The sequence below is a fragment of the Nitrospinota bacterium genome (genome assembly GCA_029881495.1).
In the GTDB taxonomy this organism is placed as follows: domain Bacteria; phylum Nitrospinota_A; class UBA7883; order JACRGQ01; family JACRGQ01; genus JAOUMJ01.
Genome location: JAOUMJ010000006.1, coordinates 1 through 19,611, shown reverse-complemented (window position 1 = coordinate 19,611; position 19,611 = coordinate 1). Strand labels below are relative to the sequence as shown.

The following is a 19,611-nucleotide window of genomic DNA, read 5'->3' as shown; positions in this document are numbered from 1 at the left end:
GAGTTTTGAATATATTTTTGCAGTTTATACTTGATTTGTGATGGTAGCTTGAAAATGATTAGAAAAATGGAAAAGCCCTTTTGTTCGGTAATCATAGTGAACTGGAACGGGAAGGGCGCGCTTGCGACGATGCTGAGAAGCTTGACGCTTTTCGAGGATAGCGCGAATCTTCAGGTGATAGTTTCAGACAACGGTTCAACGGACGGTTCGGTACAGATGTTGAGAAGCGAGTTTCCATTTGTGACGGTTGTCGAGAACAGGGCAAACATAGGCTTCGGCGCAGGGAATAACAGCGCGCTCCCTTTCGTGGAATCGGACTATGTTCTTTTTGCAAATCCCGATATGGAGTTCATAGAACCTGTCATTGCCAGACTGTTGGAAACCCTTGTGGTAGACCGCGAGATAGGCGCGATCGGACCAAGGATATTGAATTCGGACGGGAGCTTCATGAGGCAGTGCAAAAGGGGTTTCCCCGATCCAGCGACCTCCCTCTATTATCTTCTCGGTCTGGGCAGACTGTTCCCTTCGAGCCGCAGGTTTGGAAAATATTTCATGTCCTACCTCCCAGACGATGAACCGGCAGACGTTGACGCGCTTTCAGGCTCGTTCTTTATGACAAGGTCGTCCACCATAAGGGAAGCGGGGGGATTTAACGAGTTTTTCTTCCTCTTTGTAGAGGAGGTGGAGCTTTTTCTCCGCTTTCGCAGGGCCGGTTTTGCCATCAGGTACATGCCGGATGTAAAGGTCGTTCATCATGGCGGGGCCTGCTTTGACAGCGCCCCCAGAAAGAGGCTTTTCTATCACTACCATATGACCAGGTCGCATCTGATCTTGTTCGCAAAGGAGAGGATAAGGGACGGAGGGGGTATCGGTTATCATTTGGCATTTCTCCTTATAATGTTAAGATATCTGGGTATATCGATCATAGCAGTGAACACAGGTATTTTCCGCCAGTCGGTCGAGTTTATTAGGATCCATTTCGGGAAATTTGAGAAGTTGAAAGCAGGCGTATGATTTGGTTTCAGTACCTTACATTTTTTTTCGCTTCCTTTGTCGTATCGTGGGTCATTTCCAGACGGCTTCCAGCCCGGTTCAGCGAACTCGGGATAGTCGATAAAAAATCGCTCCCAAGGAAAATCCCCACAGCGGGCGGCATAGCCATCGCGGTCTCTTTCATCCTGGTAGTTGCGATTTCAGTATTTTTCTATCCCGAAGGGATAGGAGATACTTATCAGAGGGTTACAGGCCTCATCGTTGCCGCAATGGTTATAGCGCTCCTCGGACTGTATGACGATCTGTACCACGCCTCGCCGGCTGTGAAACTCCTCGTTCAGATTATCGCCGCGGTCATACTTGTAGCGTCGGGTCTCGGGATGGAAAAACTCACAAATCCCTTCGCGCACGTCTCAACGAATCCCGGTTCATCGGTGTTACTCGGCACATGGGGCAACCTTCTCCTGGTCGGCTGGATACTCCTTCTCACCAATGCGGTGAATATAATTGACGGCCTCGACGGCCTTGCGTCCGGCATATGCCTTATATCCGCGATGACGATGTTTACGATAAGCCACATTTTCGGCGAAACGACACTTGCCGCACTCTCGCTGATACTGGTAGGATCCATCTTCGGCTTTATAGGGCAGAACCTCCCCCCCGCGAAAATCTATCTGGGGGATACAGGCTCGCTCTTTCTCGGCTTCGTCCTTGCGGCGATCTCCATTACTGAACGACGAAAAGGGTCGGTAACGGTCACGCTACTTGTCCCTGTTATTGTGGCGGCTATCCCGATACTCGATATCTTTTTCTCTTTCTTCAGGCGGATATTCAGCTGGAAAAATCCTTTTGAGGGTGACGAGCTTCATACGCACCACAGGCTCCTTTCGCTCGGTCTCAGCCCTGAACAGATAAACCGGATGATATACCTTGTCAGTATCTATCTCGGCATAAACGCGGGGGTGCTCGCGTTCTTCCCGAAGGAGACGACAATTATCGTCATGATACTCCTAGCGATAGGAATGCTTATGGCGATAGAGTTCATCAGGTCGATACCCGCAAAGGGTGGTGGAAAAGACAAAGGAAAAAATATCGACAAGATAGTCGGCGAGTGAATTTCCAGAATAGAATATCTAGCGGAAGAATTAATAACGGCGGCTGAAATAGTCGTCGAGGATGTCGCGGTGATCAAAGCCTAGATGTTCGGGGAGACTCTCTTTATCAAATAGCGCTATGTCGTCAGCGTCGCTGGCGGCTTTCGGGATTCCTTCTCCCTTCGCGGTGAATACCACGCTGATATTGTGCGATCTCCTGTCGCGCGCCGGGTCTGAATACGCGTGGAACTGTCGGAGTTCGCAGATGTCGAGGCCGGTCTCTTCCTTAGCTTCGCGGACAGCCGCGTCTTCAAGCGATTCACCGTAGTCGACAAAGCCTCCGGGGATTGCCCATACCTTCGGCTCGTTCTTCCTGTGTATCAAAACTATTCCGCCGGGCATTTCAATAATGATATCGACCGTCGGTTTTGGATTTTTAAAAACCTCTATCGGTTCGCCGCAGTTCGGGCACTCCACCGTTTTTTTGTGAGCGGTCATGTGTCACTCCGGTTTGAGAAGTCGCTCCCCCGCCGAAACGGGGGGTGCGTTATAGAAGCTTGTAATCCCTTAATGCCTTTTCAAGTATTTTTCGCGCGCCGTCGGAAACAGGGGTAAGCGGAAGACGGAATTCGTCGTTCACTCTCCCCATCATCGCGAGAGCGGATTTTACCGGGATAGGATTCGTTTCGATAAACATCACCTTGTGGAGTTCAAGAAGTTCGTAATGTATCTTCAGCGACTCGGCGGTTTTCCCATCGAAGAAAAGCGTGTGCATTTCAGACATCTTTTTCGGAACGACGTTAGCGGTCACCGAGATGGAGCCAGCCGAACCGATGGCAAGCAATGGCCAGTTAATAGCGTCGTCGCCTGAAAGGAGGAGGAAATCCTTCGGACAGAGGTTGATAACGTGCAATGCCTGCTCCACCGAGCCTGTCGCCTCTTTTATTCCAACTATATTCTCATGTTTTGCCAGCCTCGCCACGGTATCGGGGAGGATGTTCAAAGCGGTCCGTGAAGGGACGTTGTAGATTATCTGCGGAATCTCCACCGCGTCGGCGATAGCCATGAAGTGGAGGTATGTCCCTTCCTGAGTAGGCTTGTTGTAGTAGGGAGCAAGCAGTAGTGCGCCGTCCGCGCCGAGGTCTTTTGCCGCTGAGGTCAGCTCTATCGCTTCGGTTGTGGAGTTGCTCCCGGTGCCGGCAATTACCTTTACCCGCCCGTTTGCGATCTTCACCGCCAGGCCGATTGCCTCTTTATGCTCCTTGTAGTCGAGCGTCGCAGATTCCCCCGTGGAACCGCACGGGACTATTCCATCTGTTCCGTTTTCTATCTGCCATTCGATAATATCCTTGAAATGCCCCTGCTCGATCTTTCCGTTCTTGAACGGTGTTACCAGCGCTGTTATCGAACCTCTAAACATTGAAAAGTGTCTCCTTCATGATTGCGCTCCAGTATAGATTGCATAAGTGGGCCACGCAACCGGCGGCGTTGAATAAATTATCGTTGATGTCCCTGTATGAAATTTACAAGAGCGTTTTGCACAGCTTTTGAGCCTGGCTTGAGTATTTAAGGGAGTCGGTTTGAATGGTTTTTACGGAACCCGTCACCTCTCGTCATTGAGCTCTTCATCGTAGTCAGAGACCAGAATCAGGATGGCGTCGTAGCCCTCCGATGAGATTGGGCAATCATTTTCGGCATGCAGATATCTCGAATCAATGCTCCACCCGGCTTCCATGAAAAATCGCCCCGTGAATGCCGGCAATGGTTTTTGAATCTAAAATATATTTTCACGATTCAGGTAATACTGCTATAGAATGCCTTTCTTTTTGCGGAATTGAGGTATTCGGAATTCAGGGAAAAACCGCAAAGAGAGGATGATGAAATCGGCTTGGAAAAATTCACCGAAAGGGGTTGCGCAGGTTTTCGGTGGTTTTTCCGGGAGAGTACCGGGTTTTTGAAAAAAAGCGAAAAATATCGAAAATTGGCCTGAAATTGTCAAAAATTTGCATAAATCGCTAAAAAATGGGTAAAATGCCCTCCTCACAAGAAAGGATAAAGAAATGCCGACAATTGATATGAATGGTATCCGAAATGGTAAAAAAATCGAGCTGGATGGAGTTCTCTATGAGGTTGTCTCCTTTGCTCATACCAAGCCGGGTAAGGGACAGGCCTTCGTAAAGGCAAAAATTAAAAACCTCAAAACAGGACAGGTTCTTGAAAGGACGTTCAAGGGGGGGGATTCCATCAAGCTTCCGGACTTTGAAGAGAAGGAGATGCAATATCTCTATCTTGATGATTCCGGTTATCACTTCATGGACACCGAGACCTATGAGCAGACCTTTCTCTCCGTGGAACAGGTGGGGGACAAGGCGAAGTTCATGCAGGAGAACAGCAATGTACAGGTTCTTATTCATAACGGAGAGCTGATAGATATGGAGCTCCCGATATCGGTGGAACTGGTGGTTACGCATACCGAGCCGGGCCTAAAGGGGGATACGTCCGGGAGCGCTTCAAAACCTGCCACTGTAGAAACTGGAGCGGAAATTCTGGTGCCGCTTTTTGTCAATATCGGCGACAAACTGAAAATCGATACGCGCACAGGGCAGTATGTGGAAAGAGTGAAAGGTTAGCATTTATCAGAGAGTTTTAGTTCGCGTTCCGGCCGCGATTTAGCCGGGTGTTTTAATGAATAACCTTGTTTAAGGGGAAGTGAAATGGATTTTGACGAACTAAAAAAACTGGTTCGGCTCGTTGAGAAGAGCAACATAAACGAACTCCAGGTGGTTGAAGACGGCAAGAAAATAAAAATAACCAAGTCGCCTGAAGGGGTGGCGTATCACCCCCATCCGGCGGCTTACGCTCCGGTTCACGCTCCGCAGCCTCATGCGGCGGCTGAAACGTCAAAGGGTGGTGCCAAGGGGGCGGAAGCCGTCGATGAAGACGAAGGAAATTATCATTTGATCAAATCGCCGATGGTAGGGACATTTTACAGAGCGCCCGCGGAAGATGCCGAGCCTTATGTTAAGGAGGGTGATTTTGTAAACAAGGGGCAGGTTGTCTGCATTATCGAAGCGATGAAACTGATGAATGAGATAGATTCTGACGTTAAAGGGAAGATAGTGTCGATTCTTGTTGAAAACGGTTCCCCGGTTGAATACGGGCAGGCTATCTTCAAAATTGAGCCGGTATAACCTGTTGTACCCCCATCAATTTTCTAAAAAAATCCGGAAGGAGTTATAACCTCAAATGTTTAAGAAGGTTCTTATCGCCAATAGAGGCGAAGTGGCAATGCGCATTATCCGCGCCTGCAGGGAGCTTGGTGTCCGTTCCGTTTTGGCGCACTCGGAAGCAGACGCCGATTCCTTGCCGGTACGGTATGCCGATCAGGCGATCTGCATAGGGCCGAAGGAGGCGTCGAAAAGCTATCTGAATATCCCGTCGCTGATTGCCGCCGCGGAAGTTACCGACTGCGATGCGGTTCACCCGGGATACGGCTTCCTATCCGAGAATGCCGGTTTTGCCGAGGTTTTGGAGTCGTGCAACATTAATTTCATCGGACCGAGCGTAAAACATATACAGCTGATGGGGGACAAAAGCCAGGCCAAGGCTACCGCCAAAAAAGCTGGCGTTCCCGTAACGCCGGGTAGCGACGGTCCTTTGTCGGGGCCGGAGGAGGCTCTCGATGTGGCGAGCAAGATAGGGTATCCGGTTTTGCTCAAGGCGTCCGCCGGCGGCGGTGGAAAAGGGATGAGGCTCGTCCATAGCGAAGACGAGCTAGTAGATTCGCTGAAGATAGTGCGGGCAGAGGCCGCTTCCGCATTTGGCAATAACGAGATATACATGGAAAAGTACATTACCCAGCCGAGGCATATAGAGATCCAGATTATCGGCGACAAGCATGGCAACCTGGTTCATCTCTTCGAGCGCGACTGTTCAATACAAAGAAGGCACCAGAAACTTCTTGAAGAGGCCCCGTCAGTTGCGGTTGACGCGGAAACAAGAAAAATGATGGGTGATACGGCCCTCAGGCTTGCCAGGGAGATAGGATATTACAATGCCGGCACGGTGGAGTTCCTGTACAACTCGGACGGCAGTTATTACTTCATGGAGATGAACACCAGGATCCAGGTGGAACACCCGGTTACCGAGATGATAACCGGCATAGATCTGGTTAAGGAACAGATACGGGTTGCCGCGGGTAAAAAACTTTCGTTTACCCAGGATGATATCCATATAAACGGGCACAGCATTGAGTGCCGAATAAACGCGGAGGATCCTGTCACATTCATGCCGTCTGCCGGAAAAGTGGATGAAGTATACCTTCCAGGCGGTCCCGGCGTCAGGGTAGATACCGCGCTCTTCAACGGCTACCGAATACCGCCATATTACGATTCGATGATAGCGAAAGTGATAGTGCTGGGGCGTGACAGGGAGGAGGCGATCGCCCGAATGCGCCGCGCCATGGGGGGATTCCACATTACCGGAATAAAAACAACAATTCCTCTTCATGTCAGGATTTTGCATACCGAAAGATTTATTAACGGGGACATAGACACAAAATTCATCGAGGATATGGAGATTTGAGCGGAGGGAGTACCCCCCAGGAGCGCTTTTCATCCCGCTGGGGGCTGCTGGCCGCTTCTCTTGGTTGCGCGATTGGCGTCGGAAACATCTGGCGCTTCCCAAGGATCGCCGCCGAGAACGGAGGCGGGGTCTTTATAATCCTCTGGATGCTTTTTCTGTTTCTTTGGTCGATACCGCTTATGGTTGCCGAATACTCTCTCGGCAGGAAGACCCGCGAAGGTGTAGTAGGCTCGTTCGCGAAGTTCGGCGGGAAAAACAGGGCATGGATGGGGGGCTTTATGGCCCTGGTGGCGACATGCGTCCTTTTCTACTACACGGTTATCGCCGGATGGTGTTTCTACTACTTCTTCCAGACGCTTTCCGGGAACCTTTCTCAAATGGCTGGCGGGGGAGCGACAGATTTTTTCATGGCATTTACCGGCGACAGCATCGAATTTGTATATATGGCTATTCCTCTTCTTATCTGCAGCGCCGTGATATTCGTCGGCGGCGTAACCGGGATAGAGAGGATGAATACCTTTATGATACCGACACTCTTCCTTCTCCTTATATCAGCCGCAATTTACGCCTGCACACTGCCGGGCGCGATGAAGGGGATTGAATATCTGTTCGTGCCGAAATGGGAGTATTTCGGCAACTACAAAACTTGGATAAACGCTCTGGCGCAGTCGGCATGGTCCACAGGCGCGGGATTCGGCCTCTACCTTACCTATTCCGTCTATGTAAGCAAGGACGAAGATATCGTAACGAACACTTTTTTCACAGGGATAGGGAACAACATCGCGTCGATTTTCGCCGCGCTGGCGATAATTCCGACCATATTTTCCATACTTCCATCGGCGGAAGCGGAAGCTGTATTCAGCAAGAGCAGCGTAGGCCTTACCTTCTTCGCCCTGCCGGAGCTCTTTGGAAAGATGCCGTACGGAAATATCTTCGCGCCACTCTTCTTCTTAACGCTTATTTTCGCCGCGCTAAGCTCGCTTATATCACTCGTGGAACTCCCGGTGCGCGTCGTCATGGATTTCGGTTATTCCCGGCAACAGTCTGTTATCCTGGTTGCCCTGACGACACTGATGTTCGGTTCGCTCTCCGCGTACAGCCTCGATTTTCTCGACAACCAGGATTTTGTATGGGGTCAGGGGCTGATCATTTCGGGGATGTTCCTGGCCTGGCTCATAATCGGTTATGGTGCGAAAGCTTTCCGCGTTGAACTGATCGAAGAGCAGAGAGCGGTACACATGATGAGTAATGGAGAAAAAATATCCAACCTTGTTCAGATAGGCGAAAAGGAAGAGGTGCGGCTTGGGAAGTACGATCACATGAGCGTCGGCGGATGGTTCGATCCTGTAGTTACATATATTATTCCGGTGGAGTTCATTGCCCTCATGTCTTGGTGGGCAATTGAGGCAACTAGCGGGGAAGGGTGGTGGAACCCTATCGCGGTCAAGAGCCTCGGTACATGTTTAACCCAGTGGGGAATTGCGATAATGATCCTCCTTGCGTTGAACAATTACCTGAAAAGAAAAATACATACGCACGAGGAAGACGGCATCACGCTGTAATCTGTTCTCGCTTACCTGCTATCCCCTTGCATATCATCCCCACCTAGAATTGTACTTGCGAAAATTGGTACGGTGATTTAGTGCCAGAGTGGGGAGACCGTCCGCATACGCATGTCATCACCATGATGGCATGTCATTTCAGCAAAGACGTATTCTTACGTAAGCGGTGAAGCGGTCCGCTGCTCACGGTTTTTGTTTTTCTTTGACCGAAGACCATAAACTTGGAACCATCAACAATTTCCTCCCCATGACCGAAGGCCGTAAGGGGATGTGCAGGAGGGGTTATCGGTTTTTTTCATAATTCCTGAATTTCACTTTTCACTTTGGTTTGTGAACCACCCCTGCACCCCTGATTTGGAGCTTCCCAGGCGGGCCGTCAATCCCTGTTGATAACCGATATTGCGTGCGTGTAGAATAGCGTCTCCAATTCCCGCTTTTTTATGGAGAAAGACTGTGCACGATTTTGAATATAAGAACGGTTCCCTTCATTGTGAAGGTGTGCCCCTTGAGAAAATTGCCAACGAGGTTGGCACCCCGTTTTACTGCTACAGCCAGCATACGCTCATAAGGCATTTTCAGGTTTTCGACGACGCGTTCAAGGATATCGACCGCCTTATCTGTTTCGCGGTGAAGGCGAATTCGAACCTCGCGGTGCTAAACGAACTGATAAAGGCGGGTGCGGGATGCGACATCGTATCCGGCGGCGAACTTTTCCGGGCGTTGAAGGCGGGAGCGACGCCGTCGAAGATCGTCTATGCCGGGGTGGGCAAGACCGAAGAGGAGATAGAGTACGCCTTGAAAAGCGGGGTTCTGATGTTCAACGTCGAATCTTCACAGGAGCTTTTCGCTATCGACACGGTAGCCTCGCGCCTCGGCATGAAAGCGAAGGTCGCGCTCAGGGTAAACCCGGATGTCGATCCGAAGACCCATCCGTATATCTCCACCGGGCTGAAGGCGAACAAGTTCGGCTTCAACATAGATACCGCGCTCGAGGAGTATATCCTCGCTTCGAGGATGGAGAATATAGAGATAATCGGCGTCCATCAGCACATTGGAAGCCAGATAACGGAAATTTCCCCGTTTGTCGACGCGCTGGCAAGATTGCTGGCGTTCGTGGAGAAGCTGAAGGAGAAGGATATAAGGATAAAGTACCTCAACATCGGCGGAGGGCTCGGGATACCTTACAAGGATGAGGCCCCGCCGCTCCCGAAAGAGCTGGCAAAGGAGATAGTCCCTGTGCTCAAGGGGAGCGGCTGCACCATCGTTTTTGAGCCGGGGCGTCTGATAGCCGGAAACTCCGGAGTGCTGGTTTCGCGCGTCCTTTACACGAAGCAGAACGAAGGGAAGAATTTCTACATTACCGACGCAGGCATGAACGACCTCGTAAGGCCGTCGCTATATAACGCGCACCAGACCATCCAGCCGGTATCGCAGGAATCGATCGGCAGGAAGAAGGTGGAAGTCGACGTTGTAGGGCCGATATGCGAATCGGGGGACTTTCTCGCGAAAGAGCGTATTCTGCCGGAATTCAAAAAGGGTGAGCTGATGGCGGTGATGAGCGCCGGGGCATACGGTTTCACGATGTCGTCGAATTACAATTCGCGCAGGCGCGTCCCCGAAATAATGGTGAAGGGTGACAGGTATTACATAGTCCGCGAAAGGGAGACATGGGACGACCTTGTTCGCGGGGAGAAGCTGGCGGAGTAGTTATGGCAAAGGAAGTAAAGTTCTCGAAGTGGCACGGGCTTGGAAACGATTTCGTGATAGTCGACGACCGCGCGGGGAAGTTTCGCTTCGGCGCGGCGCTTTTAAAGAAGCTGGGTGACAGGCATTACGGGATAGGGTTCGACCAGTTCATGGTTGTAAGGAAACCCTCGAACCTGTCGAAAGCGGCAAAGGCACGCGGCGAGGTTCAGGCCGATTTCAGAATGGAGCTTTACAACAGCGACGGCTCGATAGCGGAGATGTGCGGTAACGGTATCCGATGTTTCGCCATGTTCCTCAAGGAGAGGAAAATAACGAAGAAGGCGAACCTCGCGGTAGAGACCGGCGCGGGGATAATCAGGACGTCGATAAAAGGGAAGCTCGTGGAAGTCGATATGGGTGAGCCGATACTCGACGGGCCGAAGATACCGGTGCACAGGGAAGGGCGGATGATAAGCCAGCCGGTGAACACCAAGAACGGTTTTTACAGCGTAACCGCCGTTTCGATGGGGAACCCTCACGCCGTTATTTTCGTGAATGACGTCGCGAAGGTGGAGCTTGAGAAGGACGGCCCGATGCTTGAAACCCACCCGTCGTTCCCGAACAGGACGAACGTGGAGTTTGCTCAGGTGGAATCGCGAAACAGCATAAACCTCCGTGTCTGGGAGCGGGGAGCGGGTGCAACCCTCGCTTGCGGTACAGGGGCGTGCGCCACCGCGGTCGCGGGTGTGCTGAACAATCTTTCAGACAGGATCGTTTCGGTGAACCTCCCCGGTGGTACGCTGAAGATAAGATGGGACGAAGGGACGAACCGCGTATTTATGACCGGCCCCGCAGTCGAGGTCTTCAATGGCGCTTTTTTAATTTAAGCTTTAGCAGGAAGAACGTCGGCTCCCGGTCCATCCCTTTTGCGCTATCGCGTAAGGAGATGAGAGTATCTGTGGTTGGAAACATTACTATCCATCCTCCCCTTGGCCGTAGGCTGGAATCTCGGAATCACCAGCTATCTCCTTCCCTTAGTCGAAGGCGGTGCAATCGGAACCAACAACAAACTCCTCCCCTTGGTCGTAGGCGGTGCTATCGGAACCAACAACAAACTCCTCCCCTTGGCCGAAGGCCAAAAGGGGAGGTGCAGGAGGGGTTATCGATTTTTTCACTGAATTCCTGAATTTTGCTTTTCGATTTGAAATGTGAACCACCCCTGCACCCCTCCTTATTGCGCATCCGCGCAAGGAGGGGAGAAAAGGGAGCATTCAGCTTTGATCTGTTTGCGTAAGCGCACAAGGAGGGGACAAAGGGGGACGCCAGTTAATAATCAAGTTTCTCACTGGGCGGAGACACGGACAGGAGTGTCCGTGCCGCCGATGAAAAAAACCGACCTACTTGTTAATCAAATCCAATAAGAGGCGTATGCCTATACCTGTGCCTCCGGGGGTATTGTATGGCGCGGTCGGTTTCGCATTGTCCGCCGTACCGGCAATATCAAGATGAGCCCAGGGGTAATCGGTAAACTTCTTCAGGAACGCAGCCGCCGTGATGGAGCCAGCGCCCCTTTCGCCGACATTTTTCACGTTCGCGATCTTGCTCTTTATCATCTCCTCATACTCTTCCCACATCGGGAACTGCCAGCAGCGCTCACCGGTCTTCTCGCCAGAGGCGATTATCTTGTCGATCAGTTTCTGGTCGTTGCCGAAAAGTCCTGTCGCCTGATGCCCTAGCGATATGACGATAGCCCCAGTCAGCGTAGCCAAGTCGACAACCTTCGCAGGCTTGTAGCGTTTCGCGTAGACGAGAGCGTCGGCGAGGATAAGCCTCCCTTCGGCGTCGGTGTTAAGCACTTCGATAGTCTGTCCGTCCGAAGCGGTGATGACGTCGCCCGGCTTGTTGGCCCTTCCCCCCGGCATGTTCTCCGTTAACGGGACAAGACCGACAATGTTCTTCCTGGTTTTCAGAAGGCCGGTCGCCACCATCGTTCCTATCACTGCGGCTCCTCCGCTCATGTCGAATTTCATATCTTCCATGTTTGCGGAAGGTTTGAGCGAAATTCCGCCGCTGTCGAAAGTAAGCCCCTTCCCTACGAGCACGAAAGGCTTTTCGCTTTTCGGCCCTTTCATATGTTCCATAATCAGGAACTTCGGTTCCTGCGCGCTCCCTTTTGCCACAGCGAGGAAGGAGCCCATTTTCAGCTTCTCTATCTCGCGTTTGCCAAGCACCTTGCAGCGAACGCCAGCTTTGGCACACTCCTTTTTTGCGGCGTTGGCGATGAACGTTGGCGTAGCGATGTTTCCGGCGTGGTTCTGCAGATCGCGCGCGAGGTATACGCCGTAGCAGACGTTTTGCGCAACGGCGACACCTCTCTTTCCCTTGGCGGTATCTTTGCGTTGAGCGATGACAGCGAGATTAAGTTTGCTTTCGTCGTCTACGTCCTCTTCCTTCTTGCCGTATTTGGCAAAGGAGTATGTCGATAGGATCAACCCTTCCGCCATCGCCTGTGCGAGCTCCTCCGCCTTGAACTGCGTGGTGATGAATGGATCGATGGCTATGGTCAAACTCTTTGCCCTGACACCCGCGGCCGCAGAGGCCGCCTTTGCGGAAGCCCTTCTAAGAATCTCTTCGGAGAATGCCTCTTTCTTGCCAAGGCCGACAAGTATTACGCTGTCCGGCTTTATTTTTCCCATGCTGTCGATGGAGCGTACCGCCATTTTTTTCGGAACGAACTTCTTCTGTTTTATGAGGGAGGCTATCTTCCCGCCAAGTTTTTTATCGAGTTCACGGTATGATGCCCCTTCCTTATCATCTTCATAGACCAAAATTGCCACTGCTTCGGTAACGGCTTTTTCCGATGTTATCGGCTCGACTTTAAGTTTTATCATTTAACTTCAATACTCCATTCATAAGGATTCACGGATAATTTTTCACTTGAACATGTGCAGTATAGTATATTTAAAGGCTATGGAAAAACAGATATCCACGATTCGGGCGGTTTTCATTTCAGTCACGGTTTTTTCACTTCTTTTTTCAGTGCCGTCGCATGCGGGAACATGGAAGAAGTTCGAGGCGGTCGGAGTGGAGTATAACGTGAATTCAGATCCGCAGATAAAAGGGAGCCGGTTTAAAAGCAGGGTGGGTCTTTTTTCAGACGGAGCTGTGAGAGTGGTCCAGATCGACAATTTCATTTCTGGAAAACGCAAACCGGATATACATATAAAGGTGGCGATATCGTCGAACTCCGCCGGGAGCATAATCTATAACAGCGATATGAATCCGATAGCGGAGTACTCCGGCGGTAAAAATATCAGCGAAAACCTGATCACCTTCTCTCAGGAAACCGAGGGGAGGACTTTAAGAGGAGAGTGGTTCATCGAGGACGATTACCTCATGAGCGATTTTTCGCTTGTTAACAGTGAAGGGATACTCCTTTACAGGGAAACAGTCATTTACAGGGCGAAGTAGGCGTCACTCGCAAGGCATTTTCGCAAGCAGCCATTATGGATGTTTCGTTCATTTTAAAAAATTCAAGAGGGTGAAAATCGAAAACTAGCGATATTTATATCTTTCTTGAAAGTTGATGTTCATGGGAATAGAATGAAAGTCCGTTTTGTAGTCAAAAGTTGTATTTAATACCGGATTATTGGGGAGAATCATGGCTGACAGGCTCGAAGACAAATTAAAGGAGTATCTTGAGGGGCGCACGAAAGCCAAGAATCCGGTAAATCCTGAAGTTTTCAAATTCATTCCGTTTTTCGAGGAGGTATTTCCCAAAAACCTCTGGCCGCTTCTGGTCAATCTCTGCGGGAACGATGGCATTCCATATATTGAGCTGAAAGAGATACCTCCGAAGCAGGCGATCATCAAGAAGGGTGAATTCGACATGATGGTATTCTGGCTTTTGAAGGGGCACACTGTCGTAAAAGGGACAGTCGCCGGAAAACAGACGGTCATCAAGAGATACGACAGGGTGGGGCACTGTTTCGGAGAGATGGCGATCATCGATGAAAGTGAACGGACTGCCGATGTTACCGCCTGCGCTGAGCGTGGAGCTACCATCCTGGAAGTAGACTGGTCGATAACGATGGTGAATGAAGGGCTGGAACGCTCTTTCAATAAGCTCTTGCTGAAAACGGTCAACGCCAAGCTAAGCGACAGCTACAATACGATCAAAAAATCGTATCTCGCGCTGATGAAGCTGAGAGAGGCTTCTGAAAAGCAGACGAAGGATCTTGAAAAAATGAAGACAAAGCTGGAAAAGCACAATATTGAGGTCGATACCATGTTCGATATGGATCTTACCGCGAAGATATCCGAGATAGCCGCCAAGCTGGACGAAGAGATGAAACGTTCCTGAGCTTTCCTGCGAAGATCTTTCCTTTGTTCCTATTCAATATCGCCTGATTGGAAAGAGCGGGATTTCCCTTCCATCGCCTTTTTTAGTTTTTTCCTGTCGAGCCTGGAGATGGTAGATCTTTGCACTCAATGAATATCCTGTGGGTGCAATTCGCGCAGACATCGTAATCGAGCCTTTTGATGATGGTGGCGATGGCTGTCTCTTTTGATGTGAAAAACTTTTCAGGGCAGGCCCGCAGATGTCCCGTTTTATCGAGCATATTTTGCACCCCCGCCTTTATTCCGTAAAAGTAGAGCTGTGTGCCGGATTCAGCAAGATGTTTGCACTGCTTGTCCAGCATTTCCGCCCCCGCTATGTCGATGAAGTTGATTCCCGAACAGACGATAAGGAGATGATGCGTGGAAGGATCACTCCCCATCATCTCCAGTCCGTGCTCGATATGGTTTACCGATCCGAAATAGATGGATCCATCTATCCTGATTATTTTGAACTGCGGACATTTCGGCAATTCAAGGTTTGTAACGAACGGACGTCTCTCGGAGTTCGGATCCGGCACGCGCATGATCATGCTCGGTTTTGAGGTCTTTCGCAGATAGAGGATCAGGGAAAACATGATGCCGACGTAAATGGCGAACTCAAGGTCGAGGAACAGCGTTGGCAGAAACGTGAGGAGTAAAACAGACGATTCGGATTTTCCGGCCTTGATGATTATTTTGATGCTGTGAAAATCGATAAGATTGTATGCGACAACAAGCACGATGCCCCCCATGACGGCTATCGGCAGGTATGCGGCCATAGGGGCGAAAAGGAGCACGATAAGCGCCAGAGAGAGCGCGGCAAAGATTGCAGAGACCGGCGTTTTTGCTCCCGCGGTGTAGTTTATCCCGCTCCTTGTGAACGAACCGGAAGAGGCATAGCATGAAAAGAAACTCCCGACGATATTCGCAAGACCCTGCCCGATAAACTCCTGGTTGCCGTCGATCCGCTGTCTCGATTTCACAGCTACCGACCTCGCAATCGAAACGGCTTCGATAAGGCCGAGCATCGCGACTGCAAACGCGCCCGAAGATAATTTCTTCAGCGCCTCAAGCGAATGAAACGGATTTGATAAGGGTGGAAGATGCGACGGTATGGAGCCGACTAGCCTGATATCATGTTCGGCGGCACCGATAAGGAACGTAGCGATGCTCCCTATTATCATGGCGATAAGCATTCCCGGCAAGCGGGGATTGAGTTTTTTAACGGCTATGATAAGCGCGATTGTCATTAGCGCGATGGCAAGGTCGTAGAGATTCAGCGACGGGAACGCCTTGATGAGATATATCCATGTGTGCAGGAATGTTTCCCCTTGCGGAACAGGGATGCCCAGGCAGTATTTCATCTGGCTCGTTGCTATTAATATCGCCGCCCCAGCCGTAAATCCGATCACGACAGTGTGTGAAATGAAATTTACGATCGTCCCCATCCTGGCGATCCCAAGGAGGAACTGAATAAGCCCCGCCAGAAATGTCAGAGAGAAAACCAGCGCGATGAACTCCCCCGTTCCCGCTTCGGCAAACGGGCTAACCGTGGAAAAGATCACGATTGAAATCGCTGTTGTAGGTCCCGATATCAGGTGGAGCGAGGAGCCGAAAAGTCCGGCTACTATTGGAGGGACGATTGCGGTATATAGCCCGTATTCAGGCGGCAGACCCGCTATCATCGCGAACGCGACCCCCTGGGGGAGGACTATGAAAGAGTTGGTTATTCCGGCAAAGAGATCGCTGAAGATGGTTTGTCTGTTTACAAGATGCCACCACTTCAGGAACGGGAAAAATCTTTCGAATAAATTCAGTTTATTCATATTTGGGTATTTTTACATCTCTCCTTGCAAGAAATTCCATCTGTCCATAAAAAACGGGTAGATTAACGCTTTAGGGAGCATACCTCAAATAAATTTCTTTTATTACCTGTTACGGCATTTGAATGGCTATCCTCTATTTGGCTGCGGGGGAAGGTGGTTTCCCGATGGTAAAGATTGTGGGCATGAGCTTCTACAAATGAGCTGAAAGGGAAGAACTTCCGGTTTCATCGAAAAAGTGAGTGGAGATCGGAGGGAGGAGGAATACGCTTGTAAGGCTAAAGGAGGGCTATTCGGCGTTAGACAGCATCTGCCCTCACAGATGGGGGCATCTTTGCGATGGTACATTGAAGGGTGAGCAGGGGGAGATAGTTTGTCCGCTCCACGGATGAAACTTCGACCTGAAGAGCGATGTATTGCCTAACAATCCTTTCGACAGCGTGAAGATTTTCCGCGTAGAGGAGAGTGACGACGTAGTCTATGTGGAGATTCCCGAGGAGAAGCGCCATCTATTAAAGGATTATCTCGATCCGTGGCGGCGGAGGAGTGACGATATCGAGACAGGGATGGAGATGATCCATCATATGGCGGACGGCTGGATTGGGAAGCACGGTCTGTCCCAGTCAGATTTGGCAACCATAGACCCTGAAATAGCACGATATACGAAGATCCGCCATGTGGGGGAATCAACAGGCTGATCATTCAAACAGATTGACTTTTTTCCCGAAAATAGTAAAATCCTATTTCCTATTAAGCGGGAGTAACTCAGTGGTAGAGTGCAACCTTGCCAAGGTTGACGTCGGGAGTTCGAACCTCCTCTCCCGCTCCATTTTTTCCTTCAAATAACTTCAGAAACACCCGAAATAAAGTCGCTACGGGCAGCTGGTTCCGGGCTATCCTTTCACTGTTTTTCTCAGCAGAGTTCTGCTTTTTAAAAAGTCACGATAAGTACAAGGCTAGATCAGTAGGCCTGAGTCTAGATACTATTTCCAGTCGAAAAAAAACAGTTGATTTTCGGTATATTTTCGGTGTAATGCAGTCATGAATTCTGATAAACGTATCGCCATGTTGGGGGCGGTATTTGTGATAATAGCGGTTTCGTCGATTCTCATTTTTCCGCAACCAGTAAATTCAGATGAGATTCTTGAGTGTCTGGATAGTGAGCCAACCGTCGTGAAAATCTCCGGGAAAATATATGAGAAAGTTTTTCCCGGACCGCCTAATTACGAAAGTGTTGAAAAAGGCGACAGGCGTGAGAATTATTGGATATTGAAACTAGATGCCCCTGTTTGTGTGGCAATAACCTCTCAAGAGGAATCGTGGATCAAATTCATCAAAAAAGATATTAAGGAAATCATGTTGGTATTGAGAGGCGACATGCATAAAAAATTTGGACACCTTATGCAAAAAAGGGTGTTTGTAACTGGAACTCTTTGGGAGGCACACACAGCACATCACCGGACGCCTGTTTTGATTACAGTAGAAGATATTTATCCTGAAGAAGCGGTTTCCCCCTAAATATTATGTCGTCCAACTAGCCTCTGTTGGCATGGCAGATGCTATGGAAAAAATCCTAAAAAGGAGCGCTAATGAAAGAAGTCGTAAATGTTGAGTGGGGAACTGATACGAAAACAGGAGAAGATTACATAAGATATATTTATTCTGACGGTACCGATTCATACAATCTCGGCGGAACAAAGGCATGGCGAAATAATAATCCAGGTAATATTCAATGTTCGCACCATGTGAAGAAATATCTAAAGTCCGTCGGCTGTGATGAAGGCGGAGTCGCAATCTTTCCCGACTATGAAACCGGGTATAAGGCACATGAGGCACTTTTGCGAAAAAGATCATATCTGGATCTGGCAATTGAGGAAGCGGTAAAGAGATATACCGATGGTGATTCGCCTGAAACGCAGGAGGGCTACGTTAATTACATAACTACTCAAACAGGAATGCTGCCTGCGATAAAGATCGCCCATGCTCCAAGTCTCAAAGAACAAGGAATCCAAGAAGCAGCCTAAGCTGTTTTCTAGCCTTATCTTTATCTGTAAAAACATTTTACATTTCAGTAGATCTTCTAGCCTAAGTGATCATATTTATAAAAAATCTTTTTGAAAGGAATCAGGAATTTTCGTAGCAAAAGATTCGGCAAAGCCGTAACCTTATAACTGAAATGTTTATCCATAGCGGCTACGCCAGAGAAGAAGAAGTTGCTGAAATGGTAAGCCTCCTCTAGTAGGTCGAGTGATCTGATGAAAACCTCACTTACATTTTCCCACGGCTGGTAAACTGATTTATCGCCGACCCATTTGATTTCTTCCGGTTTCCCGAAGGCTTCAACTGCGAGCGGTAGAAAACGCCCAACATTGGGGTCGTCCGGGTCGAGGCCCATCTTCTTTGCTCCTACCCAATCAACAGCAATAAGGTTTTCGCCGCCGATAATCGTTTTTGTGTGATTCGGTTTTGGATCCACTATAACTCCAAACTGGCCGTCAGCGCTGGAAAAGGCGTCTATAAAACCGAAGTGCACCCAAAAATGTTTCATAGATTCTATCGTCGGCCAGTCGTACTCCCGTTTCGTATGGTATTCCTTCAGCTTGTTCTGCATTGGGAGTGTGCCATATATATTTTTAAGAGTGAGTGTGTAGTTGCAAAACACATGGGTTTTGTTTTTCGCAAAGGATATCCTGAAGTCGGCATCCCGCCACGCCGGTCCCACGCAGTGCTTGCCGAGTCTACCGCCGTAATCGTATTCGACCATGGTTTTCGTCAGGTCGACTATTTTGTAATTTTTGTTTTCAGAATATCCGACGTACTTCGCCACCGACAGCACATCCCTGTTGTTAAAGTAGTTACCCAGAGTGCTCTGCGCTTCAACGATGGTAATGTTCGTATATCCCTCATAGTGGATCTTATCTACAAGAGCTTCAACAAGCTCCGGGTCGGTATAGGTTGAATAATCTTTTATATGGTGTAAAAACATAAAATTGGGTTTGATAACCACAGAAAAATTATTTTTATCAGTTTTTCCCGATTTTTTGAAATGGTCGTTCAAGACATCTATAAATCCAGTCTGCTTGACTACATCCTCGAGCAATTTAAACTTGTCATCGCCTTTAAGAGCAATGACAGTTGTGGGGGGGGTGATTTTTGGGTCTTTCGCCTCTTTCCTGAAAATTGTGATTTGGCTCTCAAACCATGCCTTATATGTCCTCAAATAAAAAAACAAAGTCATCCAGAAAAGAGAACCATCGACAATAAATATAACTATGTATGCAAAATATTTTTCCACTTCTGCGGCGAAGAGGTAGAAAAAAAGAGCCGACAGGGCCGAAGCCGATTTCGATATCATGAGCGGCACGGCGTAACTCCTGTTCTTTCTCGGGTTTCGCTGGACAAAATAACAAAGGGCCGTAATAGTCATCATCATCGAGAAAGTAAGCGAAAGCCAGAACTTCCCGACCGGCTTCCCATCCTGCACATGGG

At 49.4% G+C, this 19,611-nt stretch carries 20 protein-coding genes and 1 tRNA gene; 15 read left to right on the top strand and 6 right to left on the bottom strand.

Going from position 1 to position 19,611, the window contains the following annotated elements; translation table 11 throughout:
- Positions 1 to 66 precede the first annotated feature (66 nt).
- Both OEY64_03830 and OEY64_03825 read left to right on the top strand, forming a co-directional pair.
- Positions 67 to 1,014 (top strand): glycosyltransferase family 2 protein, encoded by a 948-nt coding sequence (locus OEY64_03830; GenBank protein MDH5542075.1) that lies wholly within the window; start codon positions 67 to 69, stop codon positions 1,012 to 1,014.
- Positions 1,011 to 2,108: an undecaprenyl/decaprenyl-phosphate alpha-N-acetylglucosaminyl 1-phosphate transferase gene (locus tag OEY64_03825; GenBank protein ID MDH5542074.1), complete on the top strand. Its 1,098-nt coding sequence runs from the start codon at positions 1,011 to 1,013 to the stop codon at positions 2,106 to 2,108. Before OEY64_03830 ends, OEY64_03825 begins: the two co-directional genes overlap by 4 nt.
- 30 nt (positions 2,109 to 2,138) lie before the next feature.
- Here OEY64_03825 and OEY64_03820 read toward each other — a convergent pair whose 3' ends face one another.
- The 3 genes from OEY64_03820 to OEY64_03810 all read right to left on the bottom strand — a co-directional run bounded on the left by OEY64_03820 (position 2,139) and on the right by OEY64_03810 (position 3,849).
- A complete protein-coding gene (locus tag OEY64_03820; protein ID MDH5542073.1) occupies positions 2,139 to 2,585 on the bottom strand; it encodes an NUDIX hydrolase in 447 nt (148 codons plus the stop codon).
- A gap of 49 nt (positions 2,586 to 2,634) precedes the next feature.
- The gene (gene dapA, locus OEY64_03815; GenBank protein ID MDH5542072.1) at positions 2,635 to 3,507 is read right to left on the bottom strand and encodes a 4-hydroxy-tetrahydrodipicolinate synthase; all 873 of its coding nucleotides are present in this window, start codon (positions 3,505 to 3,507) and stop codon (positions 2,635 to 2,637) included.
- 183 nt (positions 3,508 to 3,690) lie between these two features.
- Positions 3,691 to 3,849 carry a hypothetical protein gene (locus tag OEY64_03810; protein MDH5542071.1) on the bottom strand — a complete coding sequence of 53 codons (159 nt, stop codon included), beginning with the start codon at positions 3,847 to 3,849 and terminating at the stop codon, positions 3,691 to 3,693.
- Between the two features lie 298 nt (positions 3,850 to 4,147).
- Between OEY64_03810 and efp the strand changes: the two genes are divergently transcribed.
- From efp to OEY64_03775, 7 genes are all read left to right on the top strand, one after another.
- A complete protein-coding gene (gene efp, locus OEY64_03805) occupies positions 4,148 to 4,717 on the top strand; it encodes an elongation factor P (protein MDH5542070.1) in 570 nt (189 codons plus the stop codon).
- A gap of 84 nt (positions 4,718 to 4,801) precedes the next feature.
- Complete coding sequence (accB, locus tag OEY64_03800; protein ID MDH5542069.1) at positions 4,802 to 5,278, top strand: acetyl-CoA carboxylase biotin carboxyl carrier protein; 477 nt, start codon at positions 4,802 to 4,804, stop codon at positions 5,276 to 5,278.
- A gap of 55 nt (positions 5,279 to 5,333) precedes the next feature.
- Entirely contained in the window at positions 5,334 to 6,671 is a 1,338-nt protein-coding gene (gene accC, locus OEY64_03795; GenBank protein ID MDH5542068.1) for an acetyl-CoA carboxylase biotin carboxylase subunit, read from the top strand.
- Entirely contained in the window at positions 6,668 to 8,233 is a 1,566-nt protein-coding gene (locus tag OEY64_03790) for a sodium-dependent transporter (protein ID MDH5542067.1), read from the top strand. The genes accC and OEY64_03790 overlap by 4 nt, the downstream gene beginning before the upstream one ends.
- A gap of 453 nt (positions 8,234 to 8,686) precedes the next feature.
- Positions 8,687 to 9,940, top strand: a complete 1,254-nt coding sequence (lysA, locus tag OEY64_03785) for a diaminopimelate decarboxylase (GenBank protein ID MDH5542066.1) — start codon at positions 8,687 to 8,689, stop codon at positions 9,938 to 9,940.
- Between the two features lie 2 nt (positions 9,941 to 9,942).
- Positions 9,943 to 10,806 (top strand): diaminopimelate epimerase, encoded by an 864-nt coding sequence (gene dapF / locus OEY64_03780; protein ID MDH5542065.1) that lies wholly within the window; start codon positions 9,943 to 9,945, stop codon positions 10,804 to 10,806.
- 75 nt (positions 10,807 to 10,881) lie between these two features.
- The gene (locus tag OEY64_03775) at positions 10,882 to 11,097 is read left to right on the top strand and encodes a hypothetical protein (GenBank protein MDH5542064.1); all 216 of its coding nucleotides are present in this window, start codon (positions 10,882 to 10,884) and stop codon (positions 11,095 to 11,097) included.
- A gap of 219 nt (positions 11,098 to 11,316) precedes the next feature.
- On the opposite strand, the gene OEY64_03770 is transcribed toward OEY64_03775, so the two are convergent.
- Positions 11,317 to 12,810 (bottom strand): leucyl aminopeptidase, encoded by a 1,494-nt coding sequence (locus OEY64_03770; GenBank protein ID MDH5542063.1) that lies wholly within the window; start codon positions 12,808 to 12,810, stop codon positions 11,317 to 11,319.
- 52 nt (positions 12,811 to 12,862) lie between these two features.
- Here OEY64_03770 and OEY64_03765 point away from each other — a divergent pair, with 52 nt between their 5' ends.
- A complete protein-coding gene (locus OEY64_03765; GenBank protein MDH5542062.1) occupies positions 12,863 to 13,390 on the top strand; it encodes a hypothetical protein in 528 nt (175 codons plus the stop codon).
- A 190-nt stretch (positions 13,391 to 13,580) separates the two neighbouring features.
- The gene (locus OEY64_03760; protein MDH5542061.1) at positions 13,581 to 14,282 is read left to right on the top strand and encodes a cyclic nucleotide-binding domain-containing protein; all 702 of its coding nucleotides are present in this window, start codon (positions 13,581 to 13,583) and stop codon (positions 14,280 to 14,282) included.
- Between the two features lie 82 nt (positions 14,283 to 14,364).
- Here OEY64_03760 and OEY64_03755 read toward each other — a convergent pair whose 3' ends face one another.
- Positions 14,365 to 16,125: a SulP family inorganic anion transporter gene (locus OEY64_03755; GenBank protein MDH5542060.1), complete on the bottom strand. Its 1,761-nt coding sequence runs from the start codon at positions 16,123 to 16,125 to the stop codon at positions 14,365 to 14,367.
- 413 nt (positions 16,126 to 16,538) lie between these two features.
- Between OEY64_03755 and OEY64_03750 the strand changes: the two genes are divergently transcribed.
- From OEY64_03750 to OEY64_03735, 4 genes are all read left to right on the top strand, one after another.
- Complete coding sequence (locus OEY64_03750; protein ID MDH5542059.1) at positions 16,539 to 16,820, top strand: hypothetical protein; 282 nt, start codon at positions 16,539 to 16,541, stop codon at positions 16,818 to 16,820.
- A 56-nt stretch (positions 16,821 to 16,876) separates the two neighbouring features.
- Positions 16,877 to 16,951 (top strand) — tRNA-Gly (locus OEY64_03745).
- Between the two features lie 212 nt (positions 16,952 to 17,163).
- Positions 17,164 to 17,640, top strand: a complete 477-nt coding sequence (locus OEY64_03740; GenBank protein MDH5542058.1) for a DUF4431 domain-containing protein — start codon at positions 17,164 to 17,166, stop codon at positions 17,638 to 17,640.
- 71 nt (positions 17,641 to 17,711) lie between these two features.
- Positions 17,712 to 18,146, top strand: coding sequence for a hypothetical protein (locus tag OEY64_03735; GenBank protein MDH5542057.1), 435 nt, complete (start codon positions 17,712 to 17,714; stop codon positions 18,144 to 18,146).
- Between the two features lie 56 nt (positions 18,147 to 18,202).
- Here the strand turns inward: OEY64_03735 and OEY64_03730 are convergent.
- On the bottom strand, positions 18,203 to 19,611 hold a 1,409-nt coding region (locus OEY64_03730; protein ID MDH5542056.1), incomplete at its 5' end, for a DUF362 domain-containing protein.

What these genes read in the sequence shown, in the direction of transcription:
- OEY64_03830 (MDH5542075.1), top strand. Translation starts at nt 67, where the DNA reads ATGGAAAAGCCCTTTTGTTCGGTAATCATAGTGAACTGGAACGGGAAG.
- OEY64_03825 (MDH5542074.1), top strand. Translation starts at nt 1,011, where the DNA reads ATGATTTGGTTTCAGTACCTTACATTTTTTTTCGCTTCCTTTGTCGTA.
- OEY64_03820 (MDH5542073.1), bottom strand. Translation starts at nt 2,585, where the DNA reads ATGACCGCTCACAAAAAAACGGTGGAGTGCCCGAACTGCGGCGAACCG.
- dapA (MDH5542072.1), bottom strand. Translation starts at nt 3,507, where the DNA reads ATGTTTAGAGGTTCGATAACAGCGCTGGTAACACCGTTCAAGAACGGA.
- efp (MDH5542070.1), top strand. Translation starts at nt 4,148, where the DNA reads ATGCCGACAATTGATATGAATGGTATCCGAAATGGTAAAAAAATCGAG.
- accB (MDH5542069.1), top strand. Translation starts at nt 4,802, where the DNA reads ATGGATTTTGACGAACTAAAAAAACTGGTTCGGCTCGTTGAGAAGAGC.
- accC (MDH5542068.1), top strand. Translation starts at nt 5,334, where the DNA reads ATGTTTAAGAAGGTTCTTATCGCCAATAGAGGCGAAGTGGCAATGCGC.
- dapF (MDH5542065.1), top strand. Translation starts at nt 9,943, where the DNA reads ATGGCAAAGGAAGTAAAGTTCTCGAAGTGGCACGGGCTTGGAAACGAT.
- OEY64_03770 (MDH5542063.1), bottom strand. Translation starts at nt 12,810, where the DNA reads ATGATAAAACTTAAAGTCGAGCCGATAACATCGGAAAAAGCCGTTACC.
- OEY64_03765 (MDH5542062.1), top strand. Translation starts at nt 12,863, where the DNA reads ATGTGCAGTATAGTATATTTAAAGGCTATGGAAAAACAGATATCCACG.
- OEY64_03760 (MDH5542061.1), top strand. Translation starts at nt 13,581, where the DNA reads ATGGCTGACAGGCTCGAAGACAAATTAAAGGAGTATCTTGAGGGGCGC.
- OEY64_03755 (MDH5542060.1), bottom strand. Translation starts at nt 16,125, where the DNA reads ATGAATAAACTGAATTTATTCGAAAGATTTTTCCCGTTCCTGAAGTGG.
- OEY64_03740 (MDH5542058.1), top strand. Translation starts at nt 17,164, where the DNA reads ATGAATTCTGATAAACGTATCGCCATGTTGGGGGCGGTATTTGTGATA.
- OEY64_03735 (MDH5542057.1), top strand. Translation starts at nt 17,712, where the DNA reads ATGAAAGAAGTCGTAAATGTTGAGTGGGGAACTGATACGAAAACAGGA.